At 58.8% G+C, this 24455-nt stretch carries 22 protein-coding genes; 8 read left to right on the forward strand and 14 right to left on the reverse strand.

Going from position 1 to position 24455, the window contains the following annotated elements:
- Positions 1 to 238: 238 nt before the first annotated feature.
- The 3 genes from AC0ZWN_RS15080 to AC0ZWN_RS15090 form a co-directional block, all read right to left on the reverse strand.
- Complete coding sequence (locus AC0ZWN_RS15080) at positions 239 to 442, reverse strand: hypothetical protein (protein WP_476335588.1); 204 nt, start codon at positions 440 to 442, stop codon at positions 239 to 241.
- Positions 443 to 704: 262 nt separating this feature from the next.
- A complete protein-coding gene (locus AC0ZWN_RS15085; protein WP_476335589.1) occupies positions 705 to 2138 on the reverse strand; it encodes a heavy metal sensor histidine kinase in 1434 nt (477 codons plus the stop codon).
- A complete protein-coding gene (locus AC0ZWN_RS15090; protein ID WP_095048087.1) occupies positions 2135 to 2809 on the reverse strand; it encodes a heavy metal response regulator transcription factor in 675 nt (224 codons plus the stop codon). Before AC0ZWN_RS15090 ends, AC0ZWN_RS15085 begins: the two co-directional genes overlap by 4 nt.
- Positions 2810 to 3343: 534 nt before the next feature.
- Between AC0ZWN_RS15090 and AC0ZWN_RS15095 the strand changes: the two genes are divergently transcribed.
- From AC0ZWN_RS15095 to AC0ZWN_RS15130, 8 genes are all read left to right on the forward strand, one after another.
- Positions 3344 to 4591, forward strand: coding sequence for a TolC family protein (locus AC0ZWN_RS15095; protein WP_476335591.1), 1248 nt, complete (start codon positions 3344 to 3346; stop codon positions 4589 to 4591).
- Between the two features lie 49 nt (positions 4592 to 4640).
- Positions 4641 to 5828, forward strand: coding sequence for an efflux RND transporter periplasmic adaptor subunit (locus AC0ZWN_RS15100; RefSeq protein WP_476335593.1), 1188 nt, complete (start codon positions 4641 to 4643; stop codon positions 5826 to 5828).
- A gap of 15 nt (positions 5829 to 5843) precedes the next feature.
- A complete protein-coding gene (locus AC0ZWN_RS15105) occupies positions 5844 to 8993 on the forward strand; it encodes a CusA/CzcA family heavy metal efflux RND transporter (RefSeq protein WP_476335595.1) in 3150 nt (1049 codons plus the stop codon).
- A gap of 223 nt (positions 8994 to 9216) precedes the next feature.
- On the forward strand, positions 9217 to 9420 hold the full coding sequence (locus AC0ZWN_RS15110) for a co-regulatory protein PtrA N-terminal domain-containing protein (protein ID WP_476335596.1): 204 nt from the start codon (positions 9217 to 9219) through the stop codon (positions 9418 to 9420).
- A gap of 77 nt (positions 9421 to 9497) precedes the next feature.
- A complete protein-coding gene (locus tag AC0ZWN_RS15115; RefSeq protein ID WP_460100641.1) occupies positions 9498 to 9830 on the forward strand; it encodes a DUF2790 domain-containing protein in 333 nt (110 codons plus the stop codon).
- Positions 9831 to 10239: 409 nt separating this feature from the next.
- Entirely contained in the window at positions 10240 to 10620 is a 381-nt protein-coding gene (locus AC0ZWN_RS15120; protein WP_099756649.1) for a DUF6124 family protein, read from the forward strand.
- A gap of 289 nt (positions 10621 to 10909) precedes the next feature.
- On the forward strand, positions 10910 to 11200 hold the full coding sequence (locus tag AC0ZWN_RS15125; protein ID WP_041073246.1) for a type II toxin-antitoxin system TacA family antitoxin: 291 nt from the start codon (positions 10910 to 10912) through the stop codon (positions 11198 to 11200).
- Positions 11158 to 11679 carry a hypothetical protein gene (locus tag AC0ZWN_RS15130; RefSeq protein WP_400498895.1) on the forward strand — a complete coding sequence of 174 codons (522 nt, stop codon included), beginning with the start codon at positions 11158 to 11160 and terminating at the stop codon, positions 11677 to 11679. Before AC0ZWN_RS15125 ends, AC0ZWN_RS15130 begins: the two co-directional genes overlap by 43 nt.
- A gap of 158 nt (positions 11680 to 11837) precedes the next feature.
- Here the strand turns inward: AC0ZWN_RS15130 and AC0ZWN_RS15135 are convergent, their stop codons facing one another.
- The 11 genes from AC0ZWN_RS15135 to nuoG form a co-directional block, all read right to left on the reverse strand.
- Positions 11838 to 13163: an OprD family porin gene (locus tag AC0ZWN_RS15135; RefSeq protein WP_320337595.1), complete on the reverse strand. Its 1326-nt coding sequence runs from the start codon at positions 13161 to 13163 to the stop codon at positions 11838 to 11840.
- 173 nt (positions 13164 to 13336) lie between these two features.
- Positions 13337 to 13651, reverse strand: coding sequence for a helix-turn-helix domain-containing protein (locus AC0ZWN_RS15140; protein WP_027614657.1), 315 nt, complete (start codon positions 13649 to 13651; stop codon positions 13337 to 13339).
- Positions 13641 to 13991, reverse strand: coding sequence for a type II toxin-antitoxin system RelE/ParE family toxin (locus AC0ZWN_RS15145; RefSeq protein WP_093434372.1), 351 nt, complete (start codon positions 13989 to 13991; stop codon positions 13641 to 13643). The genes AC0ZWN_RS15140 and AC0ZWN_RS15145 overlap by 11 nt, the downstream gene beginning before the upstream one ends.
- 416 nt (positions 13992 to 14407) lie before the next feature.
- Positions 14408 to 15871, reverse strand: a complete 1464-nt coding sequence (gene nuoN / locus AC0ZWN_RS15150) for an NADH-quinone oxidoreductase subunit NuoN (protein ID WP_007920173.1) — start codon at positions 15869 to 15871, stop codon at positions 14408 to 14410.
- Between the two features lie 7 nt (positions 15872 to 15878).
- Complete coding sequence (gene nuoM / locus AC0ZWN_RS15155) at positions 15879 to 17411, reverse strand: NADH-quinone oxidoreductase subunit M (protein ID WP_016986254.1); 1533 nt, start codon at positions 17409 to 17411, stop codon at positions 15879 to 15881.
- Positions 17412 to 17450: 39 nt separating this feature from the next.
- On the reverse strand, positions 17451 to 19304 hold the full coding sequence (gene nuoL, locus AC0ZWN_RS15160; protein WP_007920175.1) for an NADH-quinone oxidoreductase subunit L: 1854 nt from the start codon (positions 19302 to 19304) through the stop codon (positions 17451 to 17453).
- The gene (gene nuoK, locus AC0ZWN_RS15165; RefSeq protein WP_003223790.1) at positions 19301 to 19609 is read right to left on the reverse strand and encodes an NADH-quinone oxidoreductase subunit NuoK; all 309 of its coding nucleotides are present in this window, start codon (positions 19607 to 19609) and stop codon (positions 19301 to 19303) included. Before nuoK ends, nuoL begins: the two co-directional genes overlap by 4 nt.
- Positions 19610 to 19612: 3 nt before the next feature.
- A complete protein-coding gene (gene nuoJ / locus AC0ZWN_RS15170) occupies positions 19613 to 20113 on the reverse strand; it encodes an NADH-quinone oxidoreductase subunit J (protein ID WP_007920176.1) in 501 nt (166 codons plus the stop codon).
- Positions 20114 to 20122: 9 nt separating this feature from the next.
- Complete coding sequence (gene nuoI, locus AC0ZWN_RS15175) at positions 20123 to 20671, reverse strand: NADH-quinone oxidoreductase subunit NuoI (protein WP_007920177.1); 549 nt, start codon at positions 20669 to 20671, stop codon at positions 20123 to 20125.
- Between the two features lie 11 nt (positions 20672 to 20682).
- Entirely contained in the window at positions 20683 to 21690 is a 1008-nt protein-coding gene (gene nuoH / locus AC0ZWN_RS15180) for an NADH-quinone oxidoreductase subunit NuoH (RefSeq protein WP_007920179.1), read from the reverse strand.
- A complete protein-coding gene (nuoG, locus tag AC0ZWN_RS15185) occupies positions 21687 to 24401 on the reverse strand; it encodes an NADH-quinone oxidoreductase subunit NuoG (protein WP_476335599.1) in 2715 nt (904 codons plus the stop codon). The genes nuoH and nuoG overlap by 4 nt, the downstream gene beginning before the upstream one ends.
- Between the last annotated feature and the right edge of the window lie 54 nt (positions 24402 to 24455).

Consider the following 24455-nt stretch of genomic DNA (forward strand, 5'->3'; position numbering starts at 1 on the left):
GCAATCGCGAGCAGGCTCACTCCTACAGGGGATTGAGGCGTACGCATCATCTGTGAACGACACAAAAACCTGTAGGAGTGAGCCTGCTCGCGATTGCGGAGTGTCAGATAACAAAGATGTGACTGACCCGCCGCCATCGCTTGCAGGCAAGCTCCTACAGAATGCAGTGGTGTTCATAACACTCAAAAACACCCTGCCCACCGCAGCAGCTACTAAAGGGCATCGGTCCATGCCAGCTTCATGCTTGAATTTCTTCAAAGGTATCAAGCATGGCGTCAGGCAATGGCGAATCGAAATCTTCAGGCAGCACCAACTTGCCTTTCATAGCGCCAATTCGTGGTGTGCCGGTTTTTCCTGTGTGAGCGAGGAGGCGCTGCGCCCGACCTTGGACTGCCAGAGTCTCGATTTCTGCAACCAACTCACAAAACATGTCTCTGCTCATAGTGCCCCCCCATCGTTCTTCTAGCTGCAAAGACCTTCACCATAGAACTACCCACTCAAGGCTGGCTGTAGGACGAAGCGGATGTTAGGGCGGGAGCTTTCGGAGTTTGTGCGTAGACGAGAGCGTATCGGTAAGAAATCGTACAAAACTCCCGATTCCCATTTTGACATTCAACATGGATATCGCCTGATCCGACGCCATCGCGAACAGGCGAAGGCCTACAGGTTTTAGCGGTGTTCACAAAACCTGAGTACCCCGCAAATCACTGTGGGAGCTTGCCTGCAAGCGAAGGGGCCATTGGCGGCACCGCCGGGAAACCGAGGCGGAACACCGTCATCGCCCCCGGCAAACTCTTAACCTCCGCCACACCCTGATGCAGGCTCATGATCGAGCGCACGATTGCGAGCCCCAATCCGGTGCTGCCCTGCGAGCGCGAGCGGCTGCTGTCGACGCGGTAGAAGCGGTCGAACAGATGTGGCAGGTGTTGCGCTTCAATCCCGGCGCCGGGGTTGCTGACCAGCAGGGATGCCTGCGTCGCACTCTGTTCGATCAGCAGCGTCACGGTTTTCCCGTTCGGGCAATGACGCAGCGCGTTGGACAGCAGATTGGAAATAGCCCGCTGAATCATTAACCGATCGCCCATCACCTGTGCGCTGCCAATGACATTCAAATGAATGCTCTTATCCTGCGCCGACAACGAAAACATCTCGGCGACCTTCGCCGCCTCAACCTCCAGCGCCACCGCTTCAAACGGCGCCAGCGCCGACGGATGACTGACCTGCGCGAGAAACAACATGTCCGAGACAATCCGCGCCACGCGCTCCAGTTCCTCGGTGCACGATACCAGCACGTCCTTGTATTCCTCGGTCGTGCGCTCGCGGGACAAGGTCACCTGCGCCTTGCCCATCAGGTTATTGATTGGCGTACGCAGCTCATGCGCCAAGTCATCAGAGAACTGCGACAACTGCTGCACCCCGGCATCGAGCCGATGCAGCATGAAGTTGATGCCTTGTGCCAGTTCACTCAGTTCCTGCGGCATGTTCACCACGGACAATCGATGTTCCAGATCCTGGGTCGAGACCATCGCCGCGACTTTGCGAAACTCGCGCAGCGGCGCCAAACCACGCTGCACCGCGCCCCAAGCGGTCAGGCCGATAAACACCAGCAACAACGGCAAGGCAATCAGCGTCGAGCGCAGATAGGCGCTGAGCAGCGCCTCATCGTGGGCGTTATCCACTGACAGCAGCACCGGCACGCTGCTGCTGTCCTTGAGGCGAATCAGTTTCGAGGCGGTGAGGAATTTCTTGCCATCAGCGTCGGTGCTGTCGCTGTAGGTCAGTTGATCGGTGGTTGCGCGCACCGCTTTCAATTCGACGCGCGGATCGCTCAATCCCGAGCCGGATTTGAGCAGCGGCGAGCGCTGATTGAGGCGGTCGTAAATGGTCAGCGTGAGGTTGTCATGCCCCATCACCTGATCGAGCAGAATATGCGGCTTGCCGGTGATTTCATTGGCATCGACGTACAACGACAGGCTGTGCTCCACCTGCGCCATCTTCTTTTCCAGGCTGTCTCTGGCAAGCGAATTCAGCTCATGGGTCAACGCGAAATAGGCGAGGATCGCCAGAAACACCACTAGCAGCGCACCGAGAATACTCACCGTCAAACCGAGGCGCATCGAGAGGCTGGAGGGCTTCATTCCCTTGCCTCCAGCACATAGCCGACACCGCGCAGGGTGTGGATCAGTTTGCTGTCGAACGGGTCGTCGATTTTCGCCCGCAAGCGGCGGATCGACACTTCGACCACGTTGGTGTCGCAGTCGAAATTCATGTCCCACACCAGCGAGATAATTTGTGTGCGCGTCAGCACTTCGCCGGACTGGCGCATCAGCAAATGCAGCAGGGCGAATTCCTTGGTGGTCAGGTCAATACGCTGTTGCCCGCGAAACGCGCGATGGCGACCCGGATCGAGTTCCAGATCAGCGACTTTCAGCACCTGCGGCACCGGGATATTTTCGCTACGACGCATCAAGGTGCGCACCCGCGCCAGCAGTTCGGGAAACTCGAACGGCTTGACCAGATAATCGTCGGCGCCCAGATCGAGGCCGCGAATCTTGTCGGCCAGACGCCCGCGCGCCGTCAGCATCATCACCCGCGTCGAATGGGTGCGACGCAGTTGTTCCAGCACGCCCCAACCGTCGAGTTCCGGCAGGTTCACGTCGAGAATAATCAGGTCATAGGCCTGCTGTTGCGCCAGATGCAAACCATCGGCGCCGGTGGCGGCGTGGTCAACGACATAACCACTTTCGGTCAAACCCTGATGCAAGTATTCGGCAGCTTTAAGCTCGTCCTCGACGACAAGGATTCGCATGATCTTTCACCACTTTTATTTAATGGGTATTTAATTTAAAAGGCCCTCACCCTAACCCTCTCCCAGAGGGAGAGGGGACTGAGCGTGGGATATTTCAGAACTACGCCGACGTGAAAGAACGTTACTGAATCCATAATCAACTTGATGTAACAGGTCGATAAAAAACGCCAGACACTTCGGTCGGCTCCCTCTCCCCCCGGGAGAGGGCTGGGGTGAGGGGAGTGCGGACAATAAAGGTTGTAGCGGCTACAGGGTCAACGGCCAAGTGCTTTAGATCAGTGTTCTGCGACAGTAGGTCGCAGTGCTAACCACCAAATTCTCTTGAGTTTACTTACGGCAAGTACAATTCAGCAGATAACTACCGTGTTTTTGTTTCGATGTATTTCGATAACGCTGCTAGCACTTCGCATCCTAGAACAAAACAACTTCCCCAAACCGTGGATAACGGATTTGTAATGTTCCAGTCACCTTGTCGATAAGTTCAACACCCTACCGTGGCGGCATCCGAGATTCTTGAATAAAGGAAGTCTTCCATTGCCCGGTTTAATTAAACTGACGGCGCAATCACGCCTGAAAAAAACCGCCAGCGTCATCTTGTTGCTGGCCTGTACCAGCCTTGTAAACGCAGCGACCCTGACGCTGGATCAAGCCCTGCAAAGCGCCTTCGCCAGCAACCCGGATTTAGCCGCCGCGCAATGGGAAATCGGTATCGCCGAAGGTGACCGCCAACAGGCCGGGCTGATCCCTAACCCTGAAGTGTCGTGGGAGGCTGAAGACACTCGGCGCAATTCGCGCACAACCACGGTGATGCTCAGTCAACCAATCGAACTGGGCGGCAAACGCGGTGCACGCATCGATGTCGCCAGCCGTGCGCAAGACGCTGCCGGCATCGAACTGGAGCGCAAGCGCAATGCTTTGCGTGCCGATGTGATTCAGGCGTTCAACAGTGCGCAAACCGCGCAGCAGCGTTTGCAGCTGTCCCGGCAATCCCTGCAATTGGCCGAGCACGGTGTGCGGGTGGCGCAAGGGCGGATCGAGGCGGGTAAATCTTCGCCGGTCGAAGGCACGCGGGCGCAAGTGCAACTCTCGGAAGTGCGCCTTGAGCTGAGCCGGGCAGAGCGCGATCAGGCCACCGCTTACCAACAACTGGCGCAGGTCATGGGCACGCCGCTACCGACCTCGACCAAGGTGCAGGCACCCACGCAAAGCATGCCGGCCGTTCCACCACCGACAAGATTGCTCGAGCGCTTGAACGAGACCGCCGAACTGCGTCTGGCCAAGTTGCAGATCGACCAGCGCGAAGCGTCGTTGGGCCTGGAAAAGTCCCAGCGCATTCCCGATCTCACCGTCAGTGTCGGCAGCCAATACAGCGAAACCGAGCGCGAGCGGGTCAACGTGGTCGGGCTGTCTATGCCGATTCCGCTGTTCAATCGCAATCAAGGCAACGTGCTCGCGGCCGCGCGCCGCACCGATCAGGCGCGGGATCTGCGCAACGCCACCGAGCTGCGTTTGCGCACGGAAATCCAGACCAGCCTTGAGCAATGGCAGACCGCCAACGGCGAAGTCACCGCGTTCAACCAGACCATCCTGCCCGCCGCGCAAAGTGCGGTCGACAGCGCCACACGCGGATTCGAAATGGGCAAGTTCGGCTTTCTCGATGTGCTCGACGCGCAACGCACGCTGATCAGCGCTCGCAGCCAATACATCCAGGCCGTCAGCGAAGCCACCGACGCCCGCGTACGCATCGAACGGATCTTCGGCGACCTCAGCGTCAGCCGTTGAATTTCACTTTTCAGACAACTGCGCGATGGCTCGGCGCAGAGGAGTTTCCATGGATAAAAAATTGATGGTGGTCGCGGTGGCGACGTTGGCGCTGGGCATTGGTATCGGCTCGCAGTGGGCCGGTAACGCAAGCATCGACGCGCATGCCGACGAGGCTTCTGAACATGCCGATCACGCTGAAGAAGGCGCAGCGGCTGACCATGCCGAAGAGGGACACATCGAATTGAGTGCGGAGCAGATCAGTGCTGCCGGCATTCAACTGGCCGAGGCAAAACCGCAAAACATCAGCCGCGGCCTGCCGTTCCCCGGCGAAGTGCGCTTTGACGAAGACCGCACCGCCCACATCGTGCCGCGTGTGCCGGGTGTTGTCGAGGCGGTGGCGGTCAACCTCGGGCAAACCGTGAAGAAGGGCCAGTTGCTGGCGGTGATCGCCAGCCAGCAGATCTCCGATCAACGCAGCGAGCAGGCCGCCGCGCAACGTCGCCTGACCTTGGCGCGCACCACTTATGAACGCGAGAAAAAACTCTGGCAGGACAAGATCTCTGCCGAGCAGGATTTCCTCCAGGCGCGCCAAGCGTTGCAAGAAGCTGAAATTGCCCTGAGCAATGCGCAGCAGAAGATCAGCGTACTCAGCGGCAGCGTGGTCGCCACTGGCGGCAATCGCTACGAACTGCGCGCGCCGTTCGATGGCGTGGTGGTAGAAAAACACCTGACGCCGGGCGAGGTGGTCGATGAGGCCACGGCGGCTTTCACCCTCTCGGACTTGTCGCGAGTGTGGGTGACGTTCGGCGTGTCACCGAAGGATCTGAACAAGGTTCAAGTAGGCAAAGCGGTCACCGTCAGCGCCCCGGAACTCAACGCTGAAGTGGTCGGCAGCGTGGCTTACGTCGGCAGTTTGCTCGGCGAACAAACCCGCACCGCGACCGTCCGCGTCACCCTGGAAAATCCGCAAGGCTCGTGGCGCCCCGGTCTGTTCGTCACCGCGCTGGTGGCGACCGACAGTCGCGAAGCGAAAGTCGCCGTACCGGAATCTGCGATCCAGACCGTCGAGGACAAACCCACGGTGTTCGTGCGTACCGACGACGGTTTCGAAGCCCGCGCGGTAGAACTGGGCAGCCGCGCCGCCGGCCATGTGGAAATTACTCAAGGCCTGGAACCGGGCGTGCAAGTCGCCAGCGCCGGCAGCTTCGTCCTCAAATCGGAACTGGGCAAAGCCTCAGCCGAGCACAGTCATTAATTCTGGAAGGTCCTCATGTTCGAACGCCTGATCCAGTTTGCCATCGAGCAGCGCATCATCGTGCTGCTCGCCGTTCTGCTTATGGCCGGCCTCGGCATTGCCAGTTATCAAAAGCTGCCGATCGACGCCGTGCCCGACATCACCAACGTCCAGGTGCAAATCAATACCGGCGCCGCCGGATTTTCGCCGCTGGAAACCGAGCAGCGCATCACCTTTCCGATTGAAACCGCGATGGCCGGTCTGCCGGCACTCGAACAGACCCGTTCGCTGTCGCGCTCGGGCCTGTCGCAAGTCACGGTGATCTTCAAGGACGGCACTGACCTGTTCTTCGCCCGTCAATTGGTCAACGAGCGTTTGCAGATCGCCAAGGAGCAATTGCCCGAAGGCGCCGAAGCGGTGATGGGGCCGATTTCCACCGGCCTCGGCGAGATCTTTTTATGGACAGTGGAAGCCAAGGAGGGCGCACTCAAGGACGACGGCACAGCCTACACGCCGACCGATCTGCGGGTGATTCAGGACTGGATCATCAAGCCGCAATTGCGCAACGTACCCGGTGTCGCCGAGATCAACACCATCGGCGGTTTCGCCAAGGAATATCAGATCGCGCCGGACCCGAAACGCCTGGCCGCGTACAAACTGACGCTCACCGATCTGGTCACTGCGCTTGAGCGCAACAATGCCAACGTCGGCGCCGGTTACATCGAGCGCAGCGGCGAGCAATTGCTGATCCGCGCGCCGGGGCAAGTGGCGAGCACCGAGGACATCGCCAACATCGTCATGGCCAATGTCGACGGCACGCCGATCCGGGTGAAGAACGTCGCCAGCGTGGAAATCGGCCGCGAATTGCGCAGCGGCGCGGCCACCGAAAACGGCCGCGAAGTGGTGCTCGGCACAGTGTTCATGCTGATCGGCGAGAACAGTCGCACGGTCTCGCAAGCGGTCGCCAGCAAGCTCGAACAGATCAATAAGTCCCTGCCGCAAGGCGTGATCGCCGTGCCGGTGTACGACCGCACGCACCTGGTCGACAAAGCCATCGCCACGGTGAAAAAGAACCTCATCGAAGGCGCGATTCTGGTGATCGCGATTCTGTTCCTGTTCCTCGGCAACATCCGTGCGGCGCTGATTACGGCGATGGTGATTCCGCTGTCGATGCTGTTTACGTTCACCGGTATGTTCAGCAACAAGGTCAGCGCCAACCTGATGAGCCTCGGCGCGCTCGACTTCGGCATCATCGTTGACGGCGCGGTGGTGATCGTCGAAAACACCCTGCGCCGACTGGCCCATGCGCAGCAGCATCACGGCCGTTTGCTGACCCGTGCTGAGCGTTTCAAGGAAGTCTTTGCCGCAGCGAAAGAGGCGCGGCGACCGCTGATTTTCGGCCAGTTGATCATCATGGTCGTGTACCTGCCGATCTTCGCGCTGAGCGGTGTCGAGGGGAAAATGTTCCACCCGATGGCGTTCACCGTGGTCATCGCTTTGCTTGGCGCGATGCTGTTGTCGGTGACCTTTGTGCCGGCGGCGATTGCGCTGTTCGTGACTGGCAAGGTCAAGGAAGAAGAGGGCGCGGTGATGCGCGGCGCACGTCGCGTTTACGCGCCGGCGCTGGCCTGGGTCATGTCCCATCGCGCAATCGCAGTGGGCGCGGCGTTGGGCGTGATCGTGCTCAGCGGTGTGCTCACCAGTCGTATGGGCAGCGAGTTTGTACCGAGCCTCAGCGAAGGGGATTTTGCCCTGCAAGCGCTGCGCGTGCCGGGCACCAGCCTGACGCAATCGGTGGATATGCAGCAGCGGTTGGAGACGTTGATTCTGGCGAAAGTGCCGGAAGTCGAGCGCGTTTTTGCCCGCACAGGCACGGCCGAAATCGCCTCGGATCCGATGCCGCCGAACATCTCTGACAGCTACGTGATGCTCAAACCCAAGGACCAATGGCCTGATCCGGGCAAGTCCCGCGAATCCCTGATGGCCGAGTTGCAGGCTGCCGCCGCGACGTTGCCGGGCAGCAACTACGAGCTGTCGCAGCCGATTCAACTGCGCTTCAACGAACTGATTTCCGGCGTGCGCAGCGACGTCGCGGTCAAGGTGTTTGGTGATGACATGGACGTGCTCAACGCCACCGCTGCGAAAATCGCTGCTGCCATGCAGAAGGTCAACGGCGCATCCGAGGTCAAGGTTGAGCAGACTACCGGGTTGCCGGTGCTGACCATCAACATCGATCGCGATAAAGCCGCGCGTTACGGACTCAACGTCGGTGATGTGCAGGACACCATTGCCGTTGCAGTTGGTGGTCGTCAGGCCGGGACGTTGTATGAGGGTGATCGGCGTTTCGACATGGTTGTGCGTTTGTCCGATGCCATGCGCAAGGACATCGACGGGCTGTCGGCGCTGCTGATTCCGGTGCCTGCGGTGAATGGCGCGGCCAATCAGATTGGATTCATCGCGCTGCAAGACGTCGCCAGCCTCGACCTGGTGCTCGGCCCGAATCAGGTCAGCCGTGAGAACGGCAAGCGTCTGGTGATCGTCAGCGCCAACGTGCGTGGGCGTGACATTGGTTCGTTTGTCAGCGAGGCCGGTGAGGTGATCGAGCGTGATGTGCAAGTCCCGGCCGGTTACTGGACCAGTTGGGGCGGCCAGTTTGAACAACTGCAATCGGCGGCCAAGCGCTTGCAGATCGTGGTGCCGGTGGCGTTGCTGTTGGTGTTCGGGTTGTTGTTCATGATGTTCAACAACCTGAAGGATGGCTTGCTGGTGTTTACCGGGATTCCGTTTGCGCTGACCGGTGGGGTCATGGCGCTGTGGTTGCGCGATATTCCGTTGTCGATTTCGGCGGGTGTCGGGTTTATTGCTTTGTCGGGTGTGGCGGTGTTGAACGGGTTGGTGATGATTGCATTTATTCGTAATTTGCGTGAGGAGGGACGGTCGCTGTCCGATGCCATTAACGAAGGTGCGTTGACGCGTTTGCGGCCGGTGTTGATGACGGCGTTGGTGGCGTCGCTGGGGTTTATTCCGATGGCGCTTGCAACCGGCACCGGTGCGGAGGTGCAGCGACCACTGGCGACCGTGGTGATCGGCGGAATCCTGTCCTCGACGATTCTCACACTGCTGATCTTGCCGGCGCTCTACCAACTCGCCCATCGCCGGGATGAGGACGCTGTTCCAACTAAATAGGTAATCCCCTCTGTAGGAGTGAGCCTGCTCGCGATAGCGGTCTATCAGTCAGATCTACATTGACTGACCCACCGCTATCGCGAGCAGGCTCACTCCTACAGGTTTTGTGTTCGACTTCAGGAGAGTGCCGGGCACATAACGGATATGTAATTTCCCCGCCACCGTCACGATAGGTTCGGATTGTTACCTTGATCCCGTCAGTTACTTAAACGAGGAATCAACGATGAAACTTACCCAACTCACTGCCTTCGCAGCCGCTCTGGCGATCTCTTCCGTAGCGTTGGCAGAAGGCGGTGGCGACCGCACTTTCGAACGGATGATGACCAACAACGACCGTTCCATGGAACTGTTCGTCGCCAAGGAAAAAGCCGCCGGCAACCCGGTGGTCGTCACTGACAAGAAAGACGACAAAACCCGCGATCTGTAAGCCTGCTGCACCTGAACAAGCCCGTTATCGCGCATCGATGCCGGGCTTTTTTTACGCCCGGACGGGAAGGAAATGGTATGAAAGTACTCAAGTTGATCGCATTCGCGGCTGTCATGGCGATGTCGGTGAATGTGCTGGCTGAAGGTGGCGGTGACCGCACTTTCGAACGCGCGCTCAGCGCCAACAGCAAAGCCATGGAACAGTACGCCGCCAACCAGGGCAAAGCGCCGCCGGTGGTGAAGGATTACGAATACGGAATGAAGCTGGACGTGGCCAAAGTGGTGAGTGTGGTGAAGCCGCAGCCTGCGTGCAAAGTGGTGCCAACGGCCATGACCTACGAGGACTCCAAGGGGCAGCTCAACACCATCAAGTACAACGTGATGGGCGTGTGTCGCAACGGCGGGAGCTGAATCCTTTACGGCGAAACGCGGCCCGAGCCTTCGGCAGCTCCTACAGGGGCCGAATTGCAATATCACGCTGCGTATTTCAATTCGTGATGTTTAAAGGTTGTGTGTGAAGTGCAGAACCTTCCCACAATGTTTTCAGGTTGTCCGTCGGACGTCAGCTCTCTAGCCTGTGGGGGTCGCTGCCAATTCAGCGATCGGGATTGGAACCCCGCGGATCAACTGAAGCAAGACGCACTGTTCATGACGTATGCTTGCGCACTTTCATGTGTGCACTCCGTTATGGCGGCTGTGCGCGGGAGACTTCGAGTCTGTCGGGTTTGCTCAGTTGCCCGGGTTCCAACCTGCGTACAGCTGCCACCCTTTCGCGTGGAACCGAAAGGGCCAGCTCCACCTTCAAGCTGAGTAAAACATTATGAAAAAGCCAACCCCGAATCCCCCCGAAACAGACGCCATCCCCGACGCCAACTCAACATCGCCTTACGCCTCCGTCGACACCCGAAAACTCCACGAAGCCGCCGACCGCGCCCTCGATTTCTACCTCAAACCCTCAGCCGCCATCATGTCCGCGCCGTACATCCCCAACCAGATGTTCCTGGTCAATCCCAAAGCCGACACCGAATCATTACTGGCCAACGCCAGCGAATCCCTGGCCTCGGCCACGGTGATGCTCGGTGACTTCGCTGCGCTGCTGAACGGCACCCATCGCAAGACTCTGCTCGGCATCGCGCAGGTCGTCATGCTTGGTGAATTAGCGGTGAACAAAGCTCTGGATAACGTGGAGGTCACGACGTAGGCGAAGGTCCTTTGGCGAGGATCTTTTTCTCGCCAGGCCTAAATAAATGACCGTGTATCTGAAAGCTATACGCGTATATGCATTAGCTACACGGTAGGTATAGAATCGACTCCGAAGCCGCTCTCATGGCTTCGTACCTCAAACGTTAGATCTCACGTTAAGAGCATGGCCTAAACCTCTCCGGGCCACTCAAGGAGTCAGAAAATGAAAAGTAAGCAAAAGCTGATGTGCTAACGCCATAAGGAGGCTCCAGTTCCAACATCACCTACCCAGATGGGAAACAGAACAAATGTCCACAACTGAAAGCGTTGAAAAATCCAAACCCGTTCCAATCAACATGAGAGCGGACGAAAAGAAACGTAATCTGATCGATTTGGCAGCCGCCATGTCTGGTCGTGATCGCACAAGTTTTATCCTGGAAGCTGCCTGCCAAAAAGCTGAAGAGGTGATTCTGGATAAACGACTGTTCCTTCTCGACGACAGCGCATTTGACGCATTCGAACAGGCTATTGAAGCCAATCCGGCTCGAGGTAACGAATGCCTGCACCAACTGCTCGCACGTCCAAAACGTTGGAGTTGACCGCCCCCGAGAAGCTCAACGACCTACACGAACTCGATGCTTTCGATTCTGGTGAGGTGACCATTGACCATTACCTGCAGAGGAAGGCGCGAAAAGCCCAATCCACCAAGCAGGCTGTTGTGTACGTCAGTTGCCTCAAAGGCACGTCGAATGTGATGGCCTACTACACGCTCTCCAGCGGATCAGTCGCCCGTGCCAGCGTCATGCCGAAAAGCCGTCAACGCAATTCGCCCAGTGTCCATCCGGTCACTCTATTGGGGCGTATGGGGGTAACGCGCGAAGCTCAGGGCCAAGGTTTCGCTGTCGATTTACTGCAAGATGCGATTGAAAGAGCCCTCAACGCGTCTCAGTCGATCGGATCCAGCGCGATAATTGTTCATCCCTTGAATGATCGGCTGTCGAGCTTTTATATCAAGTACGCGGGATTCATTCCGTGCCCCGACATTTCCCCTATAACCCTGATGCTGCCTTTACGCTAAAGCTCGGCTTAATCAGCTACCCGCTAGGTTGTCTTGATAGCGGGTTGATTATGTCGCGACCGCAAAGCAAAAAAAGGCGCCCCGAAGGACGCCAAAAGATTCACCTCTTACCAAAGGAGCAAGGAGCTTCTAAAGGTGAATTTGCATCAGCCGTGCAATCAAAGAATCGCCAACGGATACTCGACAATCACCCGCACTTCATCCAGATCCGACTCGAACGCCGTGGCGCGGGTTGTGGCCTGGCGCAAGCGCAGTGACAGGTCTTTCATCGAACCGCTTTGCACCACGTATTTGACTTCGATATCGCGCTCCCAACGCTTCTGATCGGTCAGCGGATTGCCCTCGGCATCGCGACGCATGTACACCGCGTTGGCATTGGAATAGTCCGCGTCGGTGCCGCGTGCGTAACGGGTCATGAACGACAGACCCGGTACGCCATAGGTGCTCATGTCGAGGTCATAGCGCACCATCCACGAACGTTCTTTCGGCGAGTTGAAGTCGCTGTACTGGATCGAGTTGTCGAGGAAGATCGAGTCGGACTGGCGCAGGTAGTCGAAGTCGTCATTACCGTTGTTGCGCTGGTGGGAGAGGGCGACAGAGTGGGCACCAAGCTTGACGCCAACGCGGCCGCTCCAGATGTTGTTGTCGAATTCGCCGAGCAGTTGTTTGCCCTCGTCGACGGCCTTGTAATAGTTCAGGCCACCGAACAGCGACAGGTCATCCGAGAGCGGATAAGTCCAGGCAGTGCCGGCGTAGTACTGATTCCACGCATCCTTGAGACGGCTGGAATACAGACTGAAACTGAGATTTTTGTTCAGCGCATAATCGCCGCCACCATAAGCGATCCACGGCGAATTGACCGGACCTGCATAGAAGGTCGCGAAGTTCTCACGCATGTCGCTGGACGCCGGCTGGCTCATCGCATGCAACCGGCCACCCTGCACCGACAGACCTTCAATGCTGGTGTTAGTCGCCGTCACCCCGCGAAAGCTCTCCGGCAGCAAGCGCGAGTCACCGGCCGCGACCATCGGGTTGGCCGGGAACACATCACCGACCTTGACCACCGTATCGAACGCCCGGATTTTCGCGGCGCCGCCGACCTTGGTGTATTCGTCCCGCGCCTCGCCGTCACTGTTGACCGGCAACACATCAAACGAACTGCGCCCACCGTTGCGTCCGTCACCGGTATCGAGTTTCAGACCAATCATCGCAAATGCATCGACCCCGACCCCGACGGTGCCTTGGGTGAAACCGGATTCGAACTTGCTGATCACCGCATGCGACCAGGCTTCTGAATAGCCGTTGCCGGTCGGGCTGGACTGACCATTGCGATGATCACGATTGAAGTAGAAGTTACGGTTGAGCACCGTCAGGCTGCTGCCTTCGACAAAGCCTTCAGGCTTGTCTTCAGCAAACACCGTGGACGGCCCGGCGCCGACCACCACTGCTATAGCGGCCATCGATATTTTCGAATTGTTAACCATCAAACACTCCTTGGGTTCGGCAGAACGGGAACGTGCTTCGGCGTGGGTTTTATTGTTCGACGGGGCAGGGCCCGCCGGCATGGTCGCCGGGTCACATCGTTGCAAGCTGCGGATAACGCCAAGGTGATGAGGGAATTACAATTTCGTCATGTGGCTGGAATTAGAACCCAGTGTCAGGTCAGGGCTGCGAGTTGTTCGATTGTCTGTGGAAAACGCTCGACCAGACGGATCAGGGTTGTGGCCTGAGCATTGGGCGTTGCTCGTCCTTGCTCCCAGTTTTCGAGCGTTCGCGTGTTGGTGCGTAGATACATCGCGAATACTGACCGGGAAAGATTAAGTTGCTGACGGATGGCTATCACTTCTTCAGCAGTGATCGGCATCAGTTTTGGCAGTTGAACTTTGTGGGTACGCAAGGTGATTTTGCCTTGGCGTTCATCTGCCAGTGCTTCCAGTCCATCCATCAGTTCGGAAAAAATGTCACGTTTCATAGTGGGTTCTCGCGTTGAGTTCTCTATCCAGCGTTTTTCTGAAAAGTTTTTTCTGGGCAGGCGTCAAATCGTCCTGCTCGTTTTTGTTGTAGACGGTAAAGAGCCAGAACTGATCGAAGCCTGACCACCAGTAATAAATCACTCGTAATCCGCTGCGCTTACCTTTCCCTCTTCGTTGGTCGCCAAAGCGAATTTTACGAAGCCCGCCTGTGTCCTCGATGAGATCGCCCGCTTCCGGATTTTTCAGCAACTCCAGTTGAAAGCTGCGAAACAGATCGTCATCCAGATAGTCGTCTCGGTGCTTCTGAAATACAGGCAATTCGATAAATAGAGCATCCATGTTCTGTACGCTACCTACGTATAGTGTTGTCTCGATAATCGAATCGGTCAAGGCCTCCTGGCCTTGCTTTTCGTCCCTTTTTCAACGGTAGACGCCGCTCGTAAAAACACCTGTAGGACGAATCGCCGCGTTTGGTGAGAACGTTCGATTGATCTATGAAGACGCTTCGCAGTTGCTGTGTCGGAACAGTCCCGCAAGCAGTGCCCAACGCCGAATGGTGATAGCGGTGGGGTGTCGGGCGAAGAAGAGGTTGAATGTGCCGACGCCTTCGCGAGCAGGCTCGCTCCCAAAGTGATCCAGGGTGGTTACAGACTTTGTGAACACCATCGAAACCTGTGGGAGCCGGGCTTGCCCGCAAAAACAAAAACGGCACCCGAAGGTGCCGTTTCTATTTGTAGCTAAAAGCGACGGAGCAATCAGCCCGCCAGACCCGCCTGCTGAACCAGAGTCAGCAATGGCTGCGGGTACACACCCAGGAAGAACGCGACCAGGGCGATGGCCAGCAGCATCACGCCGCCTGCCTTCTGTTCCCAGTGCAGCTGGGCGTCGTGGCGACGCAGGTTTGGCTCGATCAGGTACAGGGTGACCATCACGCGCAGGTAGTAGAAGACGCCGATGGCGCTGCCCAGCACCAGCGAACCGACCAGCCACCATTGGTGCGACTCGACACCGGTAGCGATGATGTAGAACTTGCCGATGAAGCCAGCAGTCAGCGGGATGCCTGCCAGCGACAGCATCATCACGGTCAGAACAGCAGTCAGGTACGGACGGCGCCAGAACAGGCCGCGATACTCGTACAGGGCATCCGCGTCACGGCCGTTGTACGGCGAGGACATCAGGGTGATTACGCCGAACGCGCCGAGGCTGGTGATCACGTAGGTGACCAGGTACACGCCGATGGCTTCCACCGCCAGACCCTTGCTTGCCACCAGTGCGATCAGCAGGTAGCCGAAGTGCGCGATGGACGAGTAACCGAGCAGACGCTTGAGGTTGCTCTGGGTCAGGGCCAGCAGGTTACCGAACAGGATCGAGGCGATCGCGATGACGGTCAGCACGTCGCTCAGGACGCCGCTGCTGGCAGCAGGGGAGATCTGGAATAGACGCACCATCACCGCAAACACCGCAACCTTCGACGCAGTCGCGAGGAACGCGGCGACCGGTGCCGGAGCACCTTCGTAGACGTCCGGCGTCCACAGGTGGAACGGCACCAGCGACAGCTTGAACGCCAGGCCGATCAGCATCATGCCCAGGCCTAGTTGTGCCAGCGAGCTAGGCAGGCCAGTCGCAGCCAGAGCCTGACCGATACCGACGAAGCTCAGCGAACCCGAGTCTGCGTACAGCAGCGCCATACCGAACAAGAGGAACGCGGAACCGGCAGCCGACAGCACCATGTATTTGATGCCGGCTTCCAGCGAACGCTTGTTGAAGAAGGCGTAGGCCACCAGACCGTAAACCGGTACCGACAACAGTTCCAGACCGATGAACAAACCGGCCAGGTGCTGCGCGCTGACCAGAACCAGACCACCGGCGGCGGCCATCAGGATCAGCAGGTACAGTTCTTCACGGTTGCCCGGGTAACCCGAACCGCCATCACCCAAGTAGGCGTGGGCGAGGGTCACACAGGCGAGGGTGGCGACCAGGATCAGCGCCATGTACAGGCAAGCGAAGGTGTCGATTTGCAGCAATGGGGTCACGGCCAGAGGCGCGACTTTCAGGGCTGGCAGAATCGACAGCAAGGCCAGGTTCAGACCGGCGACCGAGATCAGGAAGGTCTGCGAGTGGTTGCGGCGCCAGGCGATTGCCAGCATCACCACGATAATGGTGAGGCTGGTGATCAACAGTGGCGCAAGCGCAATAAAGTGTTGAATCGTGAATTCCATAGCGCTCTTACCGGGCCGAAGCGAGTTGAGTGAAGGCGGTGCCGAGCCACTGCTGCACGCCATGCATCGTGGCGGCAGAGGTGTCGAGGAACGGTTGCGGGTAGACGCCGAGGTAAACCAGCAGCACCGCAAGGCCCAGCACCATGATCAGTTCGCGAGCGTCCATACCGTGCAGGATCGAATCCGATTTCGACGGACCGAAGTAGGCACGGTGGATCATGATCAGCGAGTAGACCGAACCGAACACCAGACCGGAGGTGGCAATTGCAGTGATCCACGGCCAGCTTGCGAAGGAGCCGATCAGGATCAGGAACTCACCGACAAAGTTACCGGTACCCGGCAAGCCCAGGGATGCGGCTGCGAAGAACAGGCTGATCGCCGGCAGGTAAGCGATACGCGACCACAGACCGCCCATCTCACGCATGTCACGAGTGTGCAGACGCTCGTACAACTGACCGCTGAGGATAAACAGTGCGGCTGCCGAAACACCGTGCGCGAGCATCTGGATCACTGCACCTTGCAGCGCCAGTTGGCTGCCGGAGTAGATGCCGATCAACACGAAGCCCATGTGGGAAACGGAAGAGAAGGCGATCAGACGCTTGATGTCGGTTTGTGCGAAAGCGAGGAACGCACCGTAGAAGATCCCGATCAGACCGAGGGTCATGGCGATCGGCGCAAACTCGGCCGAAGCATTCGGGAACAGCGGCAGGGCGAAACGCAGCAGACCGTAGGCAGCGGTTTTCAGCAAGATACCGGCGAGGTCGACGGAACCGGCAGTCGGCGCCTGGGCGTGGGCATCAGGCAACCACGAGTGGAACGGTACGACCGGCAGCTTGACCGCGAAGGCGATGAAGAAGCCGAGCATCAGGATGTACTCGGTGGTCATCGACATCTTGGTTTTCAACAGGTCGGCGTAGTTGAAAGTAATCACGCCGGTGTTGTTGAAGTTGACCAGCACCAGACCGAGGATCGCCACCAGCATGATCAGGCCGGACGCCTGAGTGAAGATGAAGAACTTGGTCGCTGCGTAGATCCGGGTTTTCTTGCCGTCCGAAGAACTGTGACCCCAGAGCGCGATGAGGAAGTACATCGGCACCAGCATCATTTCCCAGAAGAAGAAGAACATGAACAGGTCGAGGGCGAGGAACACGCCGACAACGCCGCCCAGGATCCACATCAGGTTCAGGTGGAAGAAGCCAACGTGACGTTGAATCTCTTTCCACGAGCAGAGTACCGAGAGGATACCCAGCAGACCGGTCAGCAGGATCATCAACAGCGACAGGCCGTCGAGGGCCAGGTGCACGTTGATGCCGAAGCGCTGGATCCAGACATGCTTGAACTCAAGCGCCCAGGTCGGATCGGCGCCAGGCGCCGGCGCAAATGAATAGTCACCGTGGGCCCACAGCCAGAGGCCGAGGGCGAGTTCCAGGGTCATGGTCAACAGCGCAATCCAGCGGGGCAGGGTAGCGCCGAAGCGCTCACCCATCCAGCACAGCAGGCCGCCGATGAAGGGGATCAGGATTAGCCAAGGCAGAATCATGACGGGCTCGTTTCCTTTCGCAAATTCGCAAGGTTCATATCAGACCGCTACCAGCACGATGGCGCCAATGACCAGCACGGCACCAGCAGCCATCGAAGCAGCGTACCAACGCAGTTGACCGGTCTCGGTGCGGCTCAGGGCAGTGTGACCACCCTTGGCCATACGCGGGATCAGACCGATGGTCTGGTCGAGCGGGTCTTTGCGCAGTACGTGGCTGATCGCCAGGTAAGGCTTGACGAACAGTTTGTCGTAGATCCAGTCGAAGCCCCAGGCAGCGAACCACCAGGCCGAAAGGAAACGGCCGATGCCGCTATTGGCGATGGCCGTGACGAAGCGACGCTTGCCGAGGAACAGCAGCGCTGCCAGCAGGATACCGGCCAGGGCAATGGCGCCCGAAGCAATTTCAAGACTGTGCTTGGCTTCGCCACCGGCATGACCAACGCTTTCTGGCAGTACGCCGTGCAGCGGTGGCACGATCATCGCGCCGACGAAAGTCGACAGTACGATCAGCACCGACAGTGGCAGCCAGTGCGAGATGCCGTGACCAGCGTGGGCTTCGGTCTTGGCTTCACCGTGGAACGTGATGAAGATCAGGCGGAAGGTGTACAGCGACGTCATGAACGCGCCGACCAGACCTGCGTAGAGCAGACCGTGGTTGCCGCTGGCGAACGCTTCCCAAAGAATTTCGTCCTTGGAGTAGAAGCCTGCGGTGACCAGTGGCAGAGCGGCCAGGGCGGCACCACCAACGATGAAGCTGGCATAGGCCAGTGGCAGTTTTTTCCACAGACCGCCCATCTTGAAGATGTTCTGCTCGTGGTGGCAGGCAACGATCACCGCACCGGAAGCAAGGAACAGCAGGGCCTTGAAGAAGGCGTGGGTCATCAGGTGGAAAATCGCGCCATCCCATGCACCAACGCCCAGCGCCAGGAACATGTAGCCGATCTGGCTCATGGTCGAGTAGGCGAGGATACGTTTGATGTCGGTCTGTACCAGTGCGGCGAAACCTGCGAGAACCAGCGTCACACCACCGACGATGCCGACCAGGTGCAGGATTTCCGGCGCCAGGGTGAACAGACCGTGGGTACGGGCGATCAGGTAGACACCGGCAGTAACCATCGTCGCGGCGTGGATCAGTGCCGAAACCGGAGTCGGGCCAGCCATCGCGTCCGCGAGCCAGGTTTGCAGCGGCAGTTGTGCCGATTTACCTACAGCGCCACCCAGCAGCATCAGGGTCGCCAGGGTGATCCAGAAGTCACCGACCTGGAATTTCTGCGGTGCCAGCACCAGCAGTTCCTGGATGTTCAGCGTGCCCACTTGCTGGAACAGGATGAACAGGCCGATGGCCATGAACACGTCGCCGATCCGGGTCACGATGAAGGCCTTGAGTGCGGCGTTACCGTTGTTGCGGTTGCTGTAGTAGAAACCGATCAACAGGTACGAGCACAGGCCCACGCCTTCCCAGCCGAAGTACAGGAACAACAGGTTATCGCCGAGTACCAGGAACAGCATGCTGGCGATAAACAGGTTGGTGTACGAGAAGAAGCGCGAGTAGCCCGCTTCGCCGCGCATGTACCAGGATGCGAACAGGTGGATCAGGAAACCGACGCCAACGACCACGCCGAGCATGGTGATCGACAGGCCGTCGACGTAGAGGGCGAAGTCAGGCTTGAAGCCTTCGACCGCCATCCACTTCCACAGCACCAGGGTGTAGTGACCGCCTTCGGGAGGTGCGACGTTGAATTGCCAGATGACGTAGGCGGCGACGATCGCCGACAAGCCAATGGAACCCACGCCGATCAGTGCCGAGAGGTTTTCCGACCAGCGTCCACGGGAGAACGACAGCAGCAGGAAACCGATCAGAGGGAATACGAAAGTCAGAAAGATAAGATTCATCCGCGCATCTCACTGGCAGCGTCGATATCGAGCGTGTGGAAGCGGCGATACAGTTGCAGCAGGATCGCCAGACCAATACTGGCCTCGGCGGCTGCAAGGCTGATCACCAGGATGAACATGATCTGTCCATCCGGCTGGCCCCAACGGGCGCCAGCAACAATGAACGCCAGTGCCGAGGCGTTCATCATCACTTCCAGACTCATCAACACGAACAAAATGTTGCGGCGGACCATCAGGCCGACCAGACCAAGGCAGAACAGGATGCCGGCAACTGCCAGACCATGTTCGAGAGGGATAGCAGGCATGTCTTACTCCTTCGCCTCGTTACGGCCCAAATGGAACGCCGTGACGGCTGCGGCAAGCAGCAGCATCGAGGCGAGTTCGACCACCAGCAGGTACGGGCCGAACAGGCTGATGCCCACGGCTTTCGCGTCTACGGTGGTGTGGCCGATGGCCTGGCCGCTCTGGTGAGCGAACAGCACATACAGCAGTTCGGCCAGCAGCAAGGCGGCGAGAATCACCGGACCGGCCCAGATGCCGGGCTTGAGCCAGACGCGTTCTTGCTGAACCGAGGCCGGGCCGAGGTTCAGCATCATCACCACGAACACGAACAGCACCATGATGGCGCCGGCGTAGGCGATCACTTCCAGCACGCCGGCGAACGGCGCGCCGAGTGCGAAGAAGGTCATGGCCACGGCGATCAACGAGATGATCAGGTAGAGCAGGGCGTGCACAGGGTTGGTGTTGGTGACTACGCGAAGCGTGGACACAACAGCGATACCCGATGCGAAATAGAAAGCGAATTCCATCGTTCTTCCTTAAGGCAGCAAGCTCTTCACGTTGATCGGTTCGGCTTCGTTCTGCGCGGAGCCTTTCGGCTTGCCAGCGATTGCCATACCTGCAACACGATAGAAGTTGTAATCAGGGTTTTTGCCGGGGCCGGAGATCAACAGATCTTCTTTCTCGTACACCAGGTCCTGACGTTTGAACTCGGCCATCTCGAAATCCGGAGTTAGCTGGATCGCGGTGGTCGGACAGGCTTCCTCGCAGAGACCGCAGAAAATGCAGCGCGAGAAGTTGATACGGAAGAAGTCCGGGTACCAGCGACCGTCTTCGGTTTCCGCTTTCTGCAGCGAGATGCAACCCACCGGGCAAGCCACAGCGCAGAGGTTGCAGGCAACGCAACGCTCTTCGCCATCGGGGTCGCGGGTCAGGACGATGCGACCACGGTAGCGTGGTGGCAGGTAGACCGCTTCTTCCGGGTATTGCAGGGTGTCGCGTTTGCGAAAGCCATGGCCGAAGACCATGACCAGGCTGCGCAACTGGGTACCAGTACCCTTAACGATGTCGCCAATATATTTGAACATGGGTCAAATCCTCACTGAACCGCGACTGCAGGCGTGTTCCACAACACGACCGCAGCGGTCACCAGCAAATTGATCAGGGTCAGTGGCAGGCAGAATTTCCAGCTGAAATCCATCACTTGGTCATAACGCGGACGCGGAATGGAAGCGCGCAGCAGGATGAACAGCATGATGAAGAACGCGGTCTTCAGTGCGAACCAGACGAACGCCAGTTGCGGCAAGATGCCGAACGGACCGTGCCAGCCACCGAAGAACAGGGTGACCAGCAGCGCCGAGATCAGGATGATGCCGATGTATTCACCGACGAAGAACATGCCCCATTTCATACCGGCGTATTCAATGTGGTAACCGTCGGCCAGTTCCTGTTCCGCTTCCGGCTGGTCGAACGGGTGACGGTGAGTCACGGCGACGCCAGCGATGAAGAAGGTACAGAAGCCGAAGAACTGCGGAATGATGAACCACAGGTTCTGCGCCTGGTACTCGACGATGTCGCGCATGTTGAACGAGCCGACCTGGACCACGATGCCCATCAGGGCCAGGCCCATGAACACTTCGTAGGACACGGTCTGCGCCGACGCACGCAAGCTGCCGAGCAGGGCGAACTTGTTGTTACTCGACCAGCCGGCGAACAGCACCGCGTAGACCGACAGACCGGCCATGGCGAAGAAGAACAGCAGGCCGATGTTCAGATCCGCGACGCCCCAGGTCGGGGTGATCGGGATGATCGCGAAGGCGATCAGCAGGGCGGACATGGCCACCACCGGTGCCAGGGTGAAGATCACCTTGTCGGCAAACGGCGGGGTCCAGTCTTCCTTGAAGAACATCTTCAGCATGTCGGCGGCGATCTGGAACATACCGAACGGGCCAACGCGGTTCGGACCGTAACGGTCCTGCCACCAGCCCAGCAGGCGACGTTCGACAAAGCTGAGCAACGCGCCTGCAACCACAACGGCCAGCAGAATCACGATGGCTTTGACGACCGAGAGGATCACATCGATCACTTCAGGGGTGAACCAGGTCATTGCGCTGCCTCCTGCAGACCGTCGACGGATACGCCGGCGAATGCCGGTGGAATGCCGGCGATGCCCGCAGGCAATGCCACCAGACCGGCGCCCAGTTCTTCATTGATGCGCAGCGGCAGACGCAGGGTCTGACCGGCCACGTTCAGGCTCAGCAGGGCACCGTCGTTGACGCCCAGACGATCCGCTTCCGACTTGGCCAGTGCCACGTATGGAGCCGGAATGCGCTCTTGAACCGGGGCGGCTTTCGAAGAGTTTTCTTCGCTGCCGAACAGGTGGAAGAACGGCACGGCTTGCCAGGTACCCGGCGCCGGGTTGAACGCGCGTGGCGCTGCAGCGAACCAGTTCAGCGAATCACCGGTGCTTTCGATCAGGCGGGTGCCCGGGTCGCCAGCGCGAATGTGACCACCGACTTCGTCCTGGAACTTGTTCCACGCTTGTGGCGAGTTCCAGCCCGGCGACCAGGCGAACGGCACCTGCTGACGCGGTTCGGCAGAGCCCGAGTAACCTTCCATGGAGAAGGCAAACGCGGTGTCTTTGTCTTGCGGGGTGCGCGGTTCATGAACGCTGATGTCGGCGCGCATCGCGGTGCGACCGGAGTAACGCAGCGGCTCACGCGCCAGTTTCAGACCCTTGATGCGGAACGCGGCGGACGGTGCAGCGTCGACGATACGCGCCAGTTGCTCGGTGCTCGAAGCAACGGCAGCAGTCACGTGGTCGAGTTGCGTCCAGTCGATCGGCTGGTTCAACAGGGTCGCGCGCAGGGCGTGCAGCCAGCGCCAGCCTTCGTGAACCAGGATGCTCGCGTCCATGTATTGCGGGTCGAAAACCTGGAAGAAGCGCTGGGCGCGACCTTCCTGGCTGACCAAAGTACCGTCGCCTTCAGCGAAGCTCGCCGCTGGCAGAACCAGGTGCGCGCGGTCGCTGGTAGCGGTTTTCTGATGGTCAGCAACGATCACTACTTGCGCAGCGTTCAGTGCGGCATCGACTTTTTCTTTGGCAGTGCGGGTGTACAGATCGTTTTCCAGCACAACGATGGCGTCGGCTTTACCGTCGATGACAGCTTGCAGCGCAGCATCCACCGATTCGCCACCGAGCATGGCCAGACCAAGGCTGTTGGCTTCCGGGACGATCAGGCTGATCGAACCGTTCTTCTCGCGCAGCTTCAGCGCCTTGGCGATGTTGGCGGCGGCTTCGATCAAGGCTTTGGAGCCCAGCGAAGTACCAGCGATGATCAGCGGACGTTTTGCCGCGAGCAGGGCGTCGGCGATGCGCTTGGCCAGTTCCAGTGCTTCAGCGTCCAGACCTTCAACGGCAGGGGCGCTGGCGTCCAGAGCGTGAGCCACGGCGAAACCGATGCGTGCCAGATCATCCGGAGCGGCGTGTACGCATTCTTCAGCAACGTCGTCGAGCTTGGTTTCCGCCAGGCTGGCGATGAACAGCGGGTTCAGCGCGTGCTGACCGATGTTCTTCACCGCCGCGTCGAGCCAAGGCTGAACGCGCATGGCTTCGGCCATGTCTTCAGCTTTGCCTTTGACCGATTGACGCAGCGACAACGCCATACGGGCGGCGGTCTGGGTCAGGTCTTCACCGAGCACGAAAATCGCATCGTGATCTTCGATGTCACGCATGTTTGGCACTGGCAGCGGGCTGTCTTTCAGCACTTGCAGGACCAGACGGATGCGTTCCAGCTCGGAGGCTTCGATACCCGAGTAGAAGTGCTCGGCGCCAACCAGTTCACGCAACGCGTAGTTGCTTTCGAGGCTGGCGCGCGGCGAACCGATACCGACGATATTGCGCCCGCGCAGCAGATCAGCGGCTTTATCCAGCGCAGCGTCCAGACCGAGTTTGGTGCCGTCGGCCAGCAGCGGCTGACGAGGACGGTCGGTGCGGTTGACGTAGCCATAACCGAAACGGCCACGGTCGCACAGGAAGTACTGGTTCACCGAACCGTTGAAACGGTTTTCGATGCGACGCAGTTCGCCGTAACGTTCGCCCGGGGAGATGTTGCAACCGCTCGAGCAGCCATGGCAGATGCTCGGCGCGAACTGCATGTCCCACTTACGGTTGTAGCGCTCGGAGTGAGTCTTGTCGGTGAACACACCGGTCGGGCAGACCTCGGTGAGGTTGCCGGAGAACTCGCTTTCGAGGGTGCCGTCTTCAACGCGACCGAAGTACACGTTGTCGTGGGCGCCGAACACACCGAGGTCGGTGCCGCCGGCGTAATCCTTGTAGAAACGCACGCAGCGGTAGCAAGCGATGCAGCGGTTCATTTCGTGAGAAATGAACGGGCCCAGTTGCTGGTTCTGGTGGGTGCGTTTGGTGAAGCGATACCGGCGCTCGTTGTGGCCGGTCATCACGGTCATGTCTTGCAGGTGGCAATGACCGCCTTCTTCGCACACAGGGCAGTCGTGCGGGTGGTTGGTCATCAGCCATTCAACAACACTGGCGCGGAACGCCTTGGATTCTTCATCTTCGATGGAGATCCAGGTGTTGTCGGTGGCAGGGGTCATGCAGGACATGACGATGCGACCACGGGTGTCGTTCTCGTCGGTGTACTGCTTGACCGCGCACTGGCGGCAAGCCCCGACGCTACCAAGCGCGGGGTGCCAGCAGAAATAAGGGATGTCGAGGCCCAGCGACAGACATGCCTGTAACAGGTTGTCTGCCCCGTCGACTTCGAGCGCTTTGCCGTCTACGTGGATAGTGGCCATGGTTCAAAGGTCTTCGTTGGCCCGGTGTCAGCGGGCGTGGCTAATGGAATCTTG

It is taken from the genome of Pseudomonas sp. 3B-A001-10F, assembly GCF_056313565.1.